Annotated in this window: 11 protein-coding genes and 2 pseudogenes; 4 read left to right on the forward strand and 9 right to left on the reverse strand. The window is 71.4% G+C overall.

Annotated features, from left to right (window positions below):
- Positions 1-9 precede the first annotated feature (9 nt).
- Together FB157_RS19875 and FB157_RS19880 are read left to right on the forward strand one after the other, a co-directional pair.
- On the forward strand, positions 10-2,361 hold the full coding sequence (locus FB157_RS19875; RefSeq protein ID WP_145881571.1) for a glycosyl hydrolase family 95 catalytic domain-containing protein: 2,352 nt from the start codon (positions 10-12) through the stop codon (positions 2,359-2,361).
- On the forward strand, positions 2,358-3,578 hold the full coding sequence (locus tag FB157_RS19880; protein WP_145881573.1) for an SGNH/GDSL hydrolase family protein: 1,221 nt from the start codon (positions 2,358-2,360) through the stop codon (positions 3,576-3,578). The genes FB157_RS19875 and FB157_RS19880 overlap by 4 nt, the downstream gene beginning before the upstream one ends.
- Before the next feature lie 73 nt (positions 3,579-3,651).
- Here FB157_RS19880 and FB157_RS19885 read toward each other — a convergent pair whose 3' ends face one another.
- From FB157_RS19885 to FB157_RS19895, 3 genes are read right to left on the reverse strand one after another with little or no spacing between them, the layout of a single operon-like run.
- Positions 3,652-4,002: a UBP-type zinc finger domain-containing protein gene (locus FB157_RS19885; protein WP_145881575.1), complete on the reverse strand. Its 351-nt coding sequence runs from the start codon at positions 4,000-4,002 to the stop codon at positions 3,652-3,654.
- Complete coding sequence (locus tag FB157_RS19890) at positions 3,999-5,480, reverse strand: ATP-binding protein (RefSeq protein WP_145881577.1); 1,482 nt, start codon at positions 5,478-5,480, stop codon at positions 3,999-4,001. Before FB157_RS19890 ends, FB157_RS19885 begins: the two co-directional genes overlap by 4 nt.
- Positions 5,477-7,153 (reverse strand): FAD-dependent oxidoreductase, encoded by a 1,677-nt coding sequence (locus FB157_RS19895; RefSeq protein ID WP_145881579.1) that lies wholly within the window; start codon positions 7,151-7,153, stop codon positions 5,477-5,479. The genes FB157_RS19890 and FB157_RS19895 overlap by 4 nt, the downstream gene beginning before the upstream one ends.
- 199 nt (positions 7,154-7,352) lie before the next feature.
- On the opposite strand from FB157_RS19895, the gene FB157_RS19900 reads away from it, so the two are divergent.
- On the forward strand, positions 7,353-8,219 hold the full coding sequence (locus tag FB157_RS19900; protein WP_145881580.1) for a universal stress protein: 867 nt from the start codon (positions 7,353-7,355) through the stop codon (positions 8,217-8,219).
- Positions 8,220-8,247: 28 nt separating this feature from the next.
- Here the strand turns inward: FB157_RS19900 and FB157_RS19905 are convergent, their stop codons facing one another.
- From FB157_RS19905 to FB157_RS19915, 3 genes and pseudogenes are all read right to left on the reverse strand, one after another.
- A complete protein-coding gene (locus FB157_RS19905; protein WP_145881582.1) occupies positions 8,248-9,522 on the reverse strand; it encodes a DUF4032 domain-containing protein in 1,275 nt (424 codons plus the stop codon).
- 30 nt (positions 9,523-9,552) lie between these two features.
- Positions 9,553-10,299 (reverse strand): MBL fold metallo-hydrolase, encoded by a 747-nt coding sequence (locus FB157_RS19910; protein WP_145881584.1) that lies wholly within the window; start codon positions 10,297-10,299, stop codon positions 9,553-9,555.
- A 92-nt stretch (positions 10,300-10,391) separates the two neighbouring features.
- A pseudogene (locus tag FB157_RS19915) lies at positions 10,392-10,708 on the reverse strand (alpha-ketoglutarate-dependent dioxygenase AlkB); the annotation flags it as partial.
- A 628-nt stretch (positions 10,709-11,336) separates the two neighbouring features.
- On the opposite strand from FB157_RS19915, the gene FB157_RS19920 reads away from it, so the two are divergent.
- On the forward strand, positions 11,337-12,098 hold the full coding sequence (locus FB157_RS19920) for an SUMF1/EgtB/PvdO family nonheme iron enzyme (RefSeq protein WP_398946959.1): 762 nt from the start codon (positions 11,337-11,339) through the stop codon (positions 12,096-12,098).
- On the opposite strand, the pseudogene FB157_RS19925 reads toward FB157_RS19920, so the two are convergent.
- The 3 genes and pseudogenes from FB157_RS19925 to FB157_RS19935 form a co-directional block, all read right to left on the reverse strand.
- A pseudogene (locus FB157_RS19925) lies at positions 12,011-12,379 on the reverse strand (sulfatase-like hydrolase/transferase); the annotation flags it as partial. The gene FB157_RS19920 and the pseudogene FB157_RS19925 sit on opposite strands and share 88 nt — an antisense overlap.
- A 75-nt stretch (positions 12,380-12,454) precedes the next feature.
- The gene (locus tag FB157_RS19930; RefSeq protein ID WP_145881585.1) at positions 12,455-12,637 is read right to left on the reverse strand and encodes a hypothetical protein; all 183 of its coding nucleotides are present in this window, start codon (positions 12,635-12,637) and stop codon (positions 12,455-12,457) included.
- Positions 12,638-12,807: 170 nt separating this feature from the next.
- Positions 12,808-15,210, reverse strand: a complete 2,403-nt coding sequence (locus FB157_RS19935; protein ID WP_145881587.1) for a glycoside hydrolase family 65 protein — start codon at positions 15,208-15,210, stop codon at positions 12,808-12,810.
- Positions 15,211-15,223: the final 13 nt, after the last annotated feature.

The raw sequence follows: 15,223 nt of genomic DNA on the forward strand, positions 1-15,223 counted from the left end.
GAGCCCGCCATGGAGAATCCGCCCAGCAGACGCGGCTTCCTCGCCCTCGCCGCGGCCACCGGAGCCCTCGCCTCACTGCCCTCCTTCACGGCGACCGCCGCCCCGCAGCGGCCCACCGCGACCACCGCGCCCGACCCCCGTCACCAGCTGTGGTGGCGGGCCCCCGCCGACGAGCACTCGCTCATCGAACAGGGACTGCCCGTCGGCAACGGCCGGCTCGGCGCCCTCGCCACCAACGATCCCGGACGCGACGTCCTGCTCGTCACCGACGCCACCCTGTGGACCGGCGGGCTCAACGACACCCTCGACTCCGAAGGCCAGTTCCCCTACGGCCGCGACGACTTCGGTTCGCTCACCCTGCTCGCCCGCCTCACCGTCGCCATCCCGGACCACGACCTGGGCGCCGTCACCGGCTACCGCCGCACCCTAGACCTCGCCCAGGGCGTGGTGACGACGTCGTACGTCCGCTCCGGAGTGACCTACCAGAGGCAGCTGTTCGCCAGCCGCCCCGACGACGTCGTGGTCCTGCACCTCACCCAGAACGGCGGCGGACCCTACACCGGCACCGTGACCCTCGAGGGCACGCACGGCGAGGAGACGTCGAACGCCACGTCCTTCACCGGCTCCTTCCGCAACGGACTGCGGTACGCGGCCGCGGTCACCGCGTACGGCAGCGGCGGCACCGTCCGTGTCGACGGCACCCGCGTGGCCTTCTCCGGATGCAAGGACCTGACCGTGGTGCTCAGCGGCGGCACCGACTACGCGCCCGACGCCGCCGCCCACTACCGCGACCCCTCCCTCGACCCCGGGGCGCTGGCCCGCGCCAAGGTCCACGCGGCCGCCGGTCACGCGGCGGACACCTTGCTGCGCACCCACGTCGCCGATCACCAGGCGCTGTACGGGCGGTTCGACATCCGGCTCGGCACCTCGTCGGACGGGCAGCGCGCCCTGGACACCTGGGAGCGGATCAGGGCCCGCGCCCTGGACGACACACCGGACCCCGAACTCGAGGCCGTCTACCTGCAGTTCGGCCGTTACCTGATGATCTCCGGCTCCCGCGGCAGCCTGCCGATGGGCCTGCAGGGACTGTGGCTGGACGGCAACGACCCGGACTGGATGGGCGACTACCACACCGACATCAACATCCAGATGAACTACTGGATGGCCGACCGGGCGGGCCTTTCACCCTGCTTCGACGCGTTCACCGACTACTGCGTGGCCCAGCTCCCCTCGTGGACCGACCTCACCGGGAGACTCTTCGACGACCGCCGCAACCGCTACCGCAACTCCAGCGGCAGGACCGCCGGCTGGACGGTCGCCATCTCGGCCAACCCGTACGGCGGAGGCGGCTGGTGGTGGCACCCGGCGGGCAACGCCTGGCTGTGCAACTCCCTCTGGGAGCACTACGAGTTCACGGCGTCACGCGCCCATCTGAAGAAGATCTACCCGCTCCTCAAGGGCGCCTGCCAGTTCTGGGAGGCACGGCTGCTCACCCACACGCTGCCGGACACCGGCCGGGAAGTCCTCATCGCCGACAGCGACTGGTCACCGGAGCAGGGCCCGCTCGACGCCAAGGGCATCACCTACGCCCAGGAACTCGTCCGGGCGCTCTTCGGCAACTTCCGTACCGCCGCGGCCGAGCTGGGCCGGGACGCGGAGTACGCCCGTACCGTCGGCGCACTCCGCGACCGCCTCTACCTCCCGGTCGTCAGCCCGAAGACGGGCTGGCTGGAGGAGTGGATGTCCCCCGACAACCTCGGCGAGACCACCCACCGGCACCTGTCCCCGCTGATCGGCCTCTTCCCCGGCGACCGCATCCGCCCCGACGGCTCCACCCCCGCCGACATCGTTGCCGGCGCCACCGCCCTGCTCACCGCCCGCGGCATGGACAGCTTCGGCTGGGCCAACGCCTGGCGCGCGCTGTGCTGGGCCCGGCTGAAGAACGCCGACAAGGCCTACCGGCTGATCGTCAACAACCTCCGCCCGTCCACCGGCGGCGGCAACGGCACCGCTCCCAACCTCTTCGACATCTACCAGGTCGAGCAGGGCCGGGGCATCTTCCAGATCGACGCCAACTTCGGCACCCCGGCCGCCGCGGTGGAGATGCTGCTGTACTCCCGCCCAGGCCGCCTGGAACTCCTGCCCGCCCTGCCGGACGCCTGGGCCGCGTCCGGGTCGCTGACCGGTGCCGGGGCCCGCGGCGGCTTCGTCGTCGACCTGCGCTGGCGGGACGGGAAACCCACCGAGGTGCGGATCCGCAGCATCGGCGGCACCATGACCTCCGTGGGATACGCAGGCACGTCCCGGACGGTCCGCCTCAAGCCCGGCGAGTCCGTCACGTTGAAGGACCTCGCGCAATGACCGGCCGGTTGGGGCGCGTCTGCCGGATCGCCGCCGTCCTGCTGGTGGCCGTCGCCTGCCAGTCCGTACCCGCCAGGGCCTCCGGCCCGTTCCCCGGGGCCACCGCCCGTGGCTCCGGAGTCGTCACCTGGGCGGCCGGTGCCGACCGGCTGGGCGAGGGCACGGCCGACAGCGCGTACCGGCTGGTCCTGCACACCAGCGTCGGCGGCAGCGACCTGCGCATCCGCCTGTCCAACGCCTTCGGCGACCGGCCGCTGACCCTGGACAGCGTCTACGCCGGGCTGCAGAGCGAGGGCGCCGCACTCCGGCCGGGCAGCAACCGGCGGCTGACCTTCGACGGCGCCCGCACGGTCACCGTCCCGGCCGGCGCCGTCGCATGGAGTGACCCGCTGCCCGGAAAGGTCCCCGCCGCCGTCAACCTGGTCGTGAGCCTCCACACCCCGGACGCGGCGGGCCCGGCCACCGGCCACGGCATGGCGATGCAGACGTCGTACCTCGCCCGGGGCGACCACACCGCCGAGGCCGGCGCGGCCAACTGGACCGGGACGACCGGATCCTGGTGGTACCTCGACGCCGTCTCCGTACGTCCGCCGAACGCCGCCACCGGTGCCGTGGCGGTGCTCGGCGACTCGATCACGGACGGCTGGCAGTCCACCACCGACCTCAACCGGCGCTGGCCCGACTACCTGGCCCGGCGCCTCGGCGGAGCCGGTACGGCCGTCCAGGGCGTGGCCGACGAGGGCATCTCCGGCAACAAGGTGCTCGCGGACGGCGCCGGGCAGAGCGCCCTCCACCGGCTGGACCGGGACGTCCTCAGCCAGCCCGGCGTGCGCACCGTCTTCCTCTTCGAGGGGGTGAACGACCTCAAGGCCCACACCGGCGTCACCGCGGCCGACCTGATCGCCGGATACCGGGAGATCCTCCGGCGGGCGCACGCCGCCGGGAAGTGCGTGGTGGTCGCGACCGTCGGCCCGTTCGAGGGCTGGTCCGAGTGGGACCCGGTCGGCGAAGCCGTACGCCAGGACGTCAACCGGTTCATCCGCACCAGCGGGGAGTTCGACGCGGTCACCGACTTCGACCGCACCCTGCGCAGCCCCTACGTCCGCGAACGGATCCTGCCCTTCTTCGACAACGGCGACCATCTGCACCCCAACGACAAGGGAATGCAGGCGCTGGCCGACTCCGTCGACCCGGGCAGCCTCGACTGCGCCCGCTGAGAGCCGGGGCCGGCCGGGTCGCCCGGACCCGGCCGGCCCCGGTGCTCCGTCTCCCCGGCGGTCCGCCGCCGGTTCAGCGCAGCGTCTCGGCCCAGTCGGCCGGCACCCGGCCCGCCGGTCCGGGTGTCGGCTGGTCGGCCGGATGGCTGACCGGGGGCGCGAGTTCGGGACCGGAGTCGTACAGCTCGTTCTTGGCGTAGTCCCAGAACCAGCCCTCACCCGGCTCGAAGCTGCGGATCACCGGGTGCCCGGTCTCCCGGTAGTGGCTCGTGGCGTGTTTGGCGGGGGAGTCGTCGCAGCAGCCGATGTGCCCGCACGTCGCGCACCGGCGCAGGTGGAACCACCAGCCACCGGCCTCGTCGCACTCCACACACCCGGCGCCGCTGGGCGGAACGCTCGGGTCGATCGTGGCCTCGTCGCTCATACTGCCTCCTCGGAGGTGGTCGTCAGGGCGGACGCCGCGTCTTCCGGCGTCTCGGCGGTCAGCGGCAGCAGCACCTGGAAACGGGTGTCGCCGGGCACCGACTCGACCTGCAGCGTGCCGTGGTGCTTGTTCACGACGATCCGCCACGAGATGTCGAGACCGAGACCGGTGCCCTGACCGACCGGCTTGGTCGTGAAGAACGGGTCGAAGATACGGCTCTTGATCTCCTGCGGGACTCCCGGCCCGGTGTCCCGGAACTCCACCAGCAACCGCTCGTGGTCCAGCGCGGTCCGCACGGTCAACGTGCCTTCCCCGCCCGCGCCGTTGATGGCGCAGACCGCGTTGTCGATGAGGTTCGTCCACACCTGGTTCAGCTCGGCCGGATAGCCGGGGACCGGTGGGAGCGTACGGTCGTACTCCTTGACCACCTGGATGCGCGAGCCGATCTTGCCCGACAGCATCAGCAGCGTGCTGTCGAGGAGTTCGTGCACGTCCACCACCCGGTAGGGCGCCCGGTCCAGCTGCGAGTACTGCTTGGCCGCGTCGACCAGCTGCGAGATACGAGTGGTGGAGTCCTCGATCTCGGTCATCAACAGCTCGGTCTCGACGGTGTAGTTGAGCCAGCCGATCGCCCCGGGCAGGATCTCCTCGTCCACGGCCGCCGCGACCTGCTCCAGCCAGTCGACGTCGAGCCCGGCCTGCACGAAGGTCGGCGCCAGCTGCCACCCGTAGTCGAGACCGTGGTCCTCCAGCCACTCCGTGAGCGTGTCCTCCCGGTCGGAGGCCTCCAGCGGGCTGAGCGACGGAGCCTTCGCGACCCGCTCGGCGGTGCGCTCCTGGATCTCGATCAGGCCCGCCAACGCGTCCCGGGAGAACGGGCCTTCGGCGATGACCGCGAGCTTGTGCCGCATCTTCGCGACCCGCTCCCGCAGAGTCGACGTGGCCCGGACGGCCGCCGCTGCCGGGTTGTTCAGCTCGTGCGTGAGACCGGCCGACAGCGAGCCTAGCGCCAGCAGCCGCTCCCGCTGCCCGACGGTGGCCTGGATGTTCTTCGAACCGAAGAAGAGGCCCTCCAGCAGGTGCACGGCCATCGGGAACCACTCGCTCATGATGGCCGCGAAGGTGTCCGCCGGCAGTACGAAGAACCGCGTCGGCTCCGTCACCCGCATCGAGTTGTTGTACGCCTGCCGCACCCGGTCACCCAGGTACGCCTGCATGGCGCCCGCGTACACCCCGCGCTGCGAGGTGCGGGTGACCTCCACGTCGTCGCCGCCGACGCGCCGCGAGAGCACGACCGTGCCCTCGATCATCGCGAAGAAGCAGGTCGCGGGGTCACCCTCGGTGTACACCGGGCCCGGCTGGAACAGCTCCACCCGGCCCTCGCTGCACAGCCGGCCCAACTGCTCCGGCGTCAGCTTCTCGAAGAGGAACAGGGAGCCGATCTCCCCCGGGCTGCACGGCATCAGCTGTCCGCTCATGACTGCTCCAGATACCGGTGGACGAGCATCACGGCCATGGCTCCCTCTCCGACGGCGGACGCGACACGCTTGGCGGACTCGGCGCGTGCGTCGCCCGCCACGAACACGCCGGGAATGCTGGTCTCCAGGTGGTACGGCGGCCGGTCCAGCTCCCAGCCGGCCGGCGGCCGCCCGTCGGCGGTCAGATCGGGCCCGGCCAGGATGAAACCGCGCTCGTCGCGCAGCACCGTGTCGCCCAGCCAGTCGGTCAGCGGAGCCGCGCCGATGAACACGAACATCCACTGGGCGTCGACCTGTTCGCTCTCACCGCTCGCCACATGACGCAGCGTCAGCTGCTCCAGACGGTCCGAGCCGTGCGCGGCTTCGACCACCGTCTGACTGCGCACCGAGATGTTCGGGGCCTCGCCGATCTGCTGGATCAGGTAGTACGACATCGACGCCGACAGGTCGGAGCCGCGCACCAGCAGCGTCACCGACTTGGCGAACCGCGACAGGTACATCGCCGCCTGGCCCGCCGAGTTGGCGCCGCCGACGATGTACACGTCGTGTCCCTGGCAGGCGTTCGCCTCGGTCAGCGCGGAGCCGTAGAACACCCCGCAGCCGGTCAGGTCGATGCAGCCCCGGGCCTCCAGCTGCCGGTACTGCACGCCGGTCGCCAGGATGATGCTGTGCGCCGCGATCGCCGAGCCGTCCGCGAACCGTACGATCCGGGCCGCGCCGTTGACCTCCAGTCCCGTCACCTCGCGCGCGGTCAGGATCTCGGCGCCGAACTTGGCCGCCTGCCGCCGCGCCCGGTCGGTGAGCTGGGCACCGGAGACGCCGTCCGGGAAGCCGAGGTAGTTCTCGATCCGGGAGCTCTGCCCGGCCTGCCCGCCGGTCGCCGACCGCTCCACCAGCACGGTCCTGAGGCCCTCCGAGGCGCCGTACACGGCAGCGCCCAGCCCGGCCGGACCGCCACCGATGACCACGAGGTCGTAGAAGTCGGCCGTGGGGGTCGTCGCCAGGCCCACCTGTGCGGCCAGCTCCGGCGCCTCGGGCTCGACCAGCACCGAGCCGTCCGGGGTGATCACCAGCGGCAGCCGCTGGCCGTCCTGCCCGGCCGCCGCCAGCAACCGCTGCCCCTCCGGCTCCTCCACCGAGTACCAGCGGTACGGCACCTGGTTGCGGGCCAGGAACTCACGCACGTCCGACGACCGCGCCGACCACCGGTGCCCCACGACCTTGGTGGTGGCCACCGACCGGTAGTCGCTGTGGCGCCACGCCTCCAGCAGGTCGTCCAGCACCGGATAGAGCTTCTCCTCCGGCGGGTCCCACGGCTTGAGCAGATAGTGATCGAGATCGACGACGTTGATCGCGTCGATCGCCGCGCTGGTGTCCGCGTACGCAGTGAGCAGCACGCGCCGTGCCCCCGGATACACGTCCAGGGCCTGTTCCAGGAACTCGATGCCGTTCATCTGCGGCATCCGGTAGTCGGCGAGGATCACGGCCACCAGGTCGCCGCGCAGCTTCAGCTCCCGCAGTGCGTCCAGGGCGGACTCTCCCGACTCGGCGCGCACGATCCGGTACGACTCGCCGTAGCGCCGCCGGAGGTCACGGGCGACGGCGCGGGAGACCCCCGGGTCGTCGTCCACGGTCAGAATGACGGTCCGCGCTGCGTCGGCAGCCTGTGCCATGGGTCTCCCACCCCGAGCGATCGGTTCCACGGGACGGTGGACCATCTGGAGCGCAGTCCACCGCACCGGTTCCCGCCCATCGTATGTTCGATCGCCCCGGTTCGCTCCGGGATACGGCCCCGGGGGACGGCCACCGGCGGGAGGACCGCGCCGTGGTGAAGACTGGCCCCACGGACACGGAAGGCTGGGAGGCCCGAGCATGACACGCCCGATCACGGCAGGGGTGGACGGTACGGAGGAGAGCCTGGCCGCGCTGGACTGGGCGGGCCGGGAGGCCGTACGGCGGGGGCTGCCCCTGCGCGTGGTGCACGCCTGGCGCTTCCACGAGGGCCTGCACGCGGCCGACCGGGACACCCAGCACGGCTGGGTGTCGGAGGGTGTGTCGGACGCCGTGCGCGCCTTCGCCGCGCGCCATCCGGAGCTGCGGACGAGCGTCGACGTGGTCGAGGGCGGGGCCGTCGAGGCGCTGGTCGCGGCCGCAGCGGAGGCCGAGATGCTGGTGCTCGGCTCGCGCGGGCACGGCACGGTGGTGGGGTTCCTGCTGGGCTCCGTCGGCCAGCAGGTGATCGCCGCGACGGACCGGCCCGTGGTCCTGGTGCGCGCCGGGAACGACCCGGCGGCGGAGGCGGCCGGACGGGACGTCGTGGTCGGTCAGCAGGGCGGACCGGAGGACAGCGCCGCCGCACTGCGGTTCGCGTTCGAGACGGCGGCCGCCCGCGGCGCCACCGTCCGGGCCGTCCGGGCCTGGACGGTGCCGCCGGTCTTCGCCTACAGCCCCGGTTCGCTGAAGCTCCTGGACGAAGCCGGCGGGCTCGAACCGTACGAGCGCAAGGCCCTGAGCGAGGCGCTCCAGCCGTGGCGCGAGCGCTTCCCGCAGGTGCCCGTGGCCGAGCAGATCGAGATGGGCAGCGCGGGGCAGGTGCTGCTCTCGGTGGCCGGCCGGGCCCAGCTGATGGTCGTCGGCCGACGGGCGCACCACACGGCGGTGGGCGCCCGGATCGGCTCGGTCGCCCACGGCGTGCTGCACCACGCCGACTGCCCGGTGGCCGTCGTCCCGCACGAGTGACCCGGTACGCGGACCCGGTGCGGGTGATCTAGTCCGGGGTCGTCGGCAACAGGGTCGCCCGGGCCTTGGGGAGAACGTTCGCGATGTAGTCCTCGACCGCGGTCTCGAGGCCTATGTCGTGCTGCGCCTGCTCGGACAGGTACCAGCGGTGTTCGAGCAGCTCGTGATAGATCTCGGCCGGGTCCATGGTGCCCCGCAGCTCCGGCGGGACGGCTCGGACGGTGGGCCGGAACACGTCCCGCACCCAGCGGTGGGCGAGTACTTCCGGGCGGGCGGCATGGGGGTCCCCCCTGCTCGAGCGAAGCCGAGAGCTTGGGGGAGGGTCACCAGGTGCGTGGTCGTCCTGTCCGGCCATCCAGCTCTCCAGGTCGCCCAGCAGCCGCCGGGCCTGGTTCTCCTCGGTGTCCAGGCCGGTCAGCCGCAGCAGCTGGCGCTGGTGGTGGCCGGCGTCGACGACCTTGGGCACGAAGGTGACCGAGTCGCCGTTCGCGGAGTGCTCGATCTGCATCTCGGCGACGTCGAAGCCGAGGTCGTTCAGGCGCCGTATCCGTCGCTCCATGTAGTGGTACTTGCCCGCCGGGTACACCGAGGTGCGGGTCAGCTCCTGCCACAGGCCGCCGTAGCGGGTGCAGATCTCGTGGCCGAACTCGACGGGGTCGACGGACGGGTGCAGCGCGCCCGACGCCTCCAGGTCGAGCAGCTCGCCGCTGATGTTCACCCGGGCCAGGTCGAGGTCGTAGTCCCGTTGCCCGGGGCTGAGCCGGGGATGCAGCTCGCCTGTCTCGGCGTCCACCAGGTACGCGGCGTAGGCGCCCGCGTCCCGGCGGAACAGGGTGTTGGACAGCGAGCAGTCGCCCCAGGCGAACCCGGCCAGGTGCAGCCGTACCAGCAGCGCAGCCAGGGCGTCCATCAGGCGGTGCATGGTCGCCGGGCGCATGGTCGTCTCGAACATCGAGCGGTACGGCTGCGAGCCGCGCAGATGCCGCGTCACCAGCACCGGCTCCAGCGGGGCGCCCGAGCGGTCGGTGCGGCCGGTGATCACCGCGAGGGGGTCGACCGCCGGGATGCCCAGCCGGTCCAGGTCGCGCAGCAGTTCGTACTCGCGCAGGGCGGGCCGCTCCGCCAGCTCCTTGACCGCGATCACCTCGTCGCCGGCGTGCGCGTAGCGCACGACGTGCCGCGAGATGCCCCGGGGGAGCGGCACGAGGTACTCCTCGGGCCACTCCTCCAGGGGCACGTCCCAGGGGAGTTCGAGCAGGAGCGCGGGGTGCTCCGGGTTCGTGGCACTGATCTGCAAGGCCATGGCACGAACCCTAAGGCCCCGCCGGCGTTCTCAGGAGGCGCGTTCCCTGGCCTGTTCGGCGGCGGCCCGCACGGAGCCCCGGTGGACCGGGCCGTGCCCGGGCAGCAGGGTGTCGCCGTCGAGCGCCCCGATCAGGTCCAGCGAGGCCATGGCCCGGGTGCGCTCGTGGTGGAAGAAGTCGTGCAGCATCTGGGGGCCCTTGAGCCGTGAGGTGGCGTGGCCGGTGGCCAGGGCGTCGCCGGAGATGACGATGCCGGCGTCGGGCAGGTGGAAGACGCAGTGGCCGTCCGTGTGGCCGGGGGTGTGCACGGGGACGGGCCGGCCCGGCAGGTCGAGCGCGCCCTCGGCCGGGAACGGCTCGGGTGCGGTGACCGGGTTGTGCTCGATCCCGCCCACCCGGATCACATGGACCGCCCAGGGGACCACACCGGGCCGCCAGGCGTTGCGCACGACGTCGCCGATCGTGGCCTGCTGGAGGAAGTCCCGGCGCGCGTGCGGGACTTCCGCTGGGTGCAGGTAGACCGGGGTGCCGTAGTTGCTGCGCAGGTACTCGGCGGAGCCCACGTGGTCGTTGTGCGCGTGGGTGATCAGTACGGCGGCGACCGCTTCGGGCGAACTGCCCACCACGGCGAGGGATTCGAGGAGCCCCTGCCGGTCCCCGGGGTACCCGGTGTCCACCAGCGTGACGGCGTCGCCGTCCTTGAGGATCACCCAGTTGGTGTTGTGGCCGTGCACCAGGTAGGTGCCGTCGGCGACTTGGCGTACGTCTGCCTGCATGATCTCCCCGAGGCCCAGAGCAACCGGTCGTCGGGGGACAGCCAACCAGATGGCGCACCGTCCTCCGCAAGAGGGCGGCCGTCACGGGCCGGTCACTGTACGCCGTGCGGGCGGAACTGGATGCTGATCCGCGGCCCCGTCGCACGGGCGGTCTTGGGGACGCAGTGCTCCCAGGTGCGCTGGCAGGAGCCGCCCATCACGATGAGGTCGCCGTGCCCGAGCGGCGCCGGACCGTCGTGCCGCCGCCTGGCGCCGGCCGCAGCAGCAGGTCGCGGGGTGCGCCGACGGAGAGGATCGCGACCATCGTGTCCTGCCGGGCGCCCCGCCCGATCCGGTCGCCGTGCCAGGCCACGCTGTCCCGCCCGTCGCGGTGGAAGCACAGACCGGCGGTGGTGAAGGGCTCGCCCACGTGGGCCTGCGCCGTGGCCGTGGGCTGGGCCCTGGTGTACTGGCCGCACATCGCCGTCCTCGGCCAACTCGCTGCCGACATCGCACGTACCTGCGTGGACTTGCTCCAATACACCCGAGTCCTACTACTTCCACGAAGGACCCGGCGACATCTCGCTGGCCTTCCACCTCGGCTACGCCGCCGAGCTCGCCGAGCGGGCAAGGCGAGGCGTGCAGAGCACCCAGACGCCCGGGGCGCCGCGGCCGTGCTCGCCACCGCCCGACGCCAACCGCATCCACGCACTGCGTGCCCACCCCTACGAGGACGGCCCCCCCGGCAGTTGCGGGCGTTTCCTACCGTGCGGGAGGCCTGCGCCGCACTGCGGAGGCAGTGACCGCTGATGCTCATGTGGAGTCGGGGCACCGCCGTGTCGCCGCTCTCACGCTTCACCCACTGCCCAGAATCTGCCAACGAGAGCGGTGACGATCCCTGTGGAGGCCAGATGACGTCCGACAATGAGGTGCGCTCCGTCTGCTGCGGCCCTTCGCGGCCCGGACCTGCCCGGGGGCCGGTTCCATCCGTACGTGCGTCTGCCGCAGGCAGCCGTGACCGAGCGGGCATGGTGTGTCTGGAGGCGGCCACGTTCAGGATGGGTTCTCAGGACGAGTGGACGGTCCCGGGTGACGGCGAAGGCCCGGTCCACGAGGTGGCTGTGGGCGCCTATTGGATCGACCGATGCGCCGTTTCCAATGCGGACTTCGGCGCCTTCACGGCCGCCACGGGCTACGTGACGGAGGCCGAGCGGTACGGGTGGTCGTTCGTCTTCGCTGGGCTGCTTCCGCCCGGTTTCCCTGACACCCGAGCTGTGGCTGCGGCTCCCTGGTCGCGTCAGGTGCACGGAGCCTGCTGGCGGCATCCCGAGGGGCCGGGGTCCGATCTCGTCGACCGCGCCGACCACCCGGTGGTGCACGTGTCCTGGAATGACGCCTCCGCGTACGCTGCCTGGGCGGGCAAGCGCCTGCCGACCGAGGCGGAGTGGGAGTACGCCGCCCGCGGAGGTCTGGAGCAGGCGGTGTTCCCGTGGGGGGACGAGCCGGAGCCGGGCGGGGAGCGCCGGATGAACGTGTGGCAGGGCCGTTTCCCCGACCACCACACCCGCCCCGACGGCTGGTACGGCACAGCCCCAGTGACCGCCTACGCGCCCGGTGGGCATGGCCTGTACAACGCGTGCGGCAACGTGTGGGAGTGGTGCGCCGATTGGTACACGCCGCTCACCCACTCCTTGAAGATGTGGTGCGGTGCGTGGCCGGCGCCCGGGCAGAAGTACGTGAACCAGGGCTTCTCCGGAGCGATGACCTTGGCGTCCCGGATGAACTCGATGGCCCGGTCCACCAGGTCCTTCGACAGGTGATAGCCGTGTTCAGGGGTGGCCGGCGGCTCGACGGGGTGGTTGTCGTAGACGAGGTCGGGGTACCACTGGTCGGCCTCGCCGCCCAGGAAGCCGTAGAAGCGCTCGAATCCGCGGCCGAGCGGCCAGTGCCGCTTCGAGGACGCCAGGTTGGCCTCGTCCGAGGGCACCAAGTGCCACTTGCCCAGGGCGTAGGTGTTCCAGCCGCGCTCGACCAGCACCTCGGCCAGGCTCGCGTTCTCGAACGGGATCCGCCCGTTGGACCCGGGGAAGCCGCTGGTCATGACGCCGTCGTCGACGGCTCTGCCAGAGGGAACGTCCCCGCCCCGGAGCGATGGGTGACCGGGCCCGACGACAGCTCATCCCATCGGCCGTACCAGGGTGAGAGTCCGTCCGCGTCGGGTGACGATGAGCGCGACGAAAGGGGCCTTGACGGTCCCGTGCGCTGTCGTCGCGTCGGCATCGGAAGGGGCCGGGACGTCATGATCCACCAGCTGCGCACGGAAGACCTCGGCTTCCTCGACCGTGCCCCTTTCCGCCATGCCTGCACCCGTCCACCTGCTCCTGAGGGCGAGCCGACACCACGTCGACCGGCTCTTCCGGGAGGCGACCCAGCGCCTGGAATCCCTGTGCCAACACCGGTGACCAGCGGTCCGAGGGGAAGGGAGCTGCTGCCCGTCAGGAGGAGAGCCGGCACGTCCATCTGTGCGGATCAACTCTCGGGCAGTACGAGCGTGCACGTCTCCCCGGGCGCGATGGTCACGGCGCGGTCCGCGAGCACCACCCGGATCGGTGTCTCCTCCGAGTCGGGCACACCGATCTCCAACAGCCCGCTCCGGCGCCGTACGCCGACACCCCAGTGGCCGCGGTAGCGAAGGGAGAACCCGTACTCGGAGAGAGCTGGGAGAGGCACTGGGTCCAGCCACAGGGCGTCTTCGCGGGCCTCCAGTCCCGTCAGGCCGCGTTGGACCAGGTCGAGGGTCCCGGCCATGGCTCCGAGATGGATGCCCTCGCCGGTCGTTCCGCCCTGGATGTCGGCGATGTCTGCCTCCAGGGCCTCGTGGACGTACTGCCATGCCTCGGCTCGTCTGGCTCGGGCGAGGACGAGGCCGTGGACGAGTTGGCTGAGTGTGGAGCCGTGGCTGGTGCGCTGGAGGTAGTAGTCGACGGTTCTGCCCCAGAGTTCGTCGTCCAGGTCGTAGCCGAGACGTCGGAACAGGTGCCGCAGCTCGACGGGCGAGAACAGGTAGCCGAGCATGAGGACGTCGGCCTGCTTGGACGCCTTGTAGCGGTTGACCGTGTCGCCCTCGGCCTCAAGGATCCGATCCAGTCGCCGGATGGTGTCGTAGCGCGCACGGTAGGCGTCCCAGTCGAGCTCGACGAGGCTGTCGTAGCCCTCGAACTGGCTGATCACGCCCTGGTGGAAGGGCACCCGCAGCCGCCGGGAGATCTCCCCCCACTTCGGGAGTTCGTCGCTGTCCAGCCGGACGCGTTCGATGAGGTCCTGTCGGCGCCAGACCGGAAGGTGCCGCAGGAGGTCCAGGGCGCGGGTGAGGACCCAGGCCGCCATGACGTTCGTGTACGTGTTGTCGTCCAGCCCGGGCTGTGCGGCACCCGGGTATGCGTCGTGGTATTCGTCGGGGCCGACGACGCCGCGGATGCGGTATCGGTCCGTGTCGGCGTCGAAGGTTGCGAGGTTCGCCCAGAAGCGGGCGATCTGCAGCAGCATCTCTGCACCCTTGGTGTGCAGGAACTCGGTGTCCCCGGTGGCTTCGCAGTACTGCCACACGTTGTAGGCGATGGCGGAGCCGACATGGTGCTGGAGGCGGGAGTGGTCCGGCAGCCAGCGCCCCGAGTGCGGGTTGAGATGCCACTCCTGAGCCTCCTCACGACCGTCGCTGCCGCTCTGCCACGGGTACATCGCCCCAGCTCGGCCGGTCGCCGCGGCCGCCCGGCAGGCCCGCGGGAGGCGCCGATAGCGATAGTTCAGCAGCGTCCGGGAGACCTCGGGCAAGTGCAGGTTGAGATAGGGCAGGACGAACAGCTCGTCCCAGAACACATGGCCCCGATACGCCTCGCCGTGCAGGCCTCGGGCGGGCACCCCCACGTCCAGATCCGCGGTGTTCGGTGACAGCGTCTGCAGGACGTGGAAGAGATGGAGGCGCAGGATGCGGCCGGCTTCGCCGGGCACCTGGATGTCCGTGCGCCGCCACAGCCGTTCCCACGCGGAGACATGGGAGTCCAGCAGGGCGGGGAAGTCCGCCGCTGTGGACACCCGGTCGACCGCTTCGCCGAGCGGGTCGCTGATCGCCGCGTCCCGTGAGGTGTGCAGCGCCACCGTCTTTTCCACCGTGACGGGCCGGCCGGGGGAGATCGGGACCACCAGGCGGTGGACCGCGCGGTGACGGGCCGGACGAAGCACTGAAAAGGCCGGTTCCCCTTCGGCGACGACCGTCGTCCGGGCAGCCAGGGCGACGGCGATGTCCGATGCGCTGGTCCGGCAGCTCAGCCATACCGTGCTGGGTTCCTCTGCCCCAGTGCGCACATGGGCCACATGCCGGCGGTTCAGGGCGCGGTAACGATGCACATTGCCGTTGATCACCTCCCCGTCGAGGCAGGATTCGATCTCGATCTCTCCCGACCAGTCCTCGGCCGTGAAAACCGTCCGCAGTGCGGCCAGGTGAGGATCGCCCATGTGCACCAGGCGGGTCTGCTCGACGCCGAGCACAGTTGCTTCGTCGTCCTGGTGGCGGAACGTCCGGGTGAGCGTGCCGCGGCGCAGATCCAGGGCGTGCCGGTGGTCCAGGAGAGCATGCGTGTCGGGGGAGAACCACGGGCCCCACCCTCCCTCGGTGCGGCGCCGACGGAATCGGAGAACCAGCCAGTTCGGGAGGTTGACCAGGTCCTCGTTCACCACCTGCCGCCCTGCCGCGGTCGACTCCAGGCGGTTGTAGCACCCGGCCGCGTAGGTTCCCGGGCAGTGCACCAGGCTCGCCCGGCACTCGGGCACCGCGCCCCGCGTGGCGAAGTAGCCGTTGCCGAGTGTGCAGAGCGCTTCACGCAGTTGTTCGGCTGTGGGGTCGTAGCCCGTCCACTCCCATGTCCACTCCGACATCCGCCACTCTTCC

The sequence above is a fragment of the Streptomyces sp. BK340 genome, assembly GCF_007827595.1.
Classification (GTDB): Bacteria; Actinomycetota; Actinomycetes; order Streptomycetales; family Streptomycetaceae; genus Streptomyces.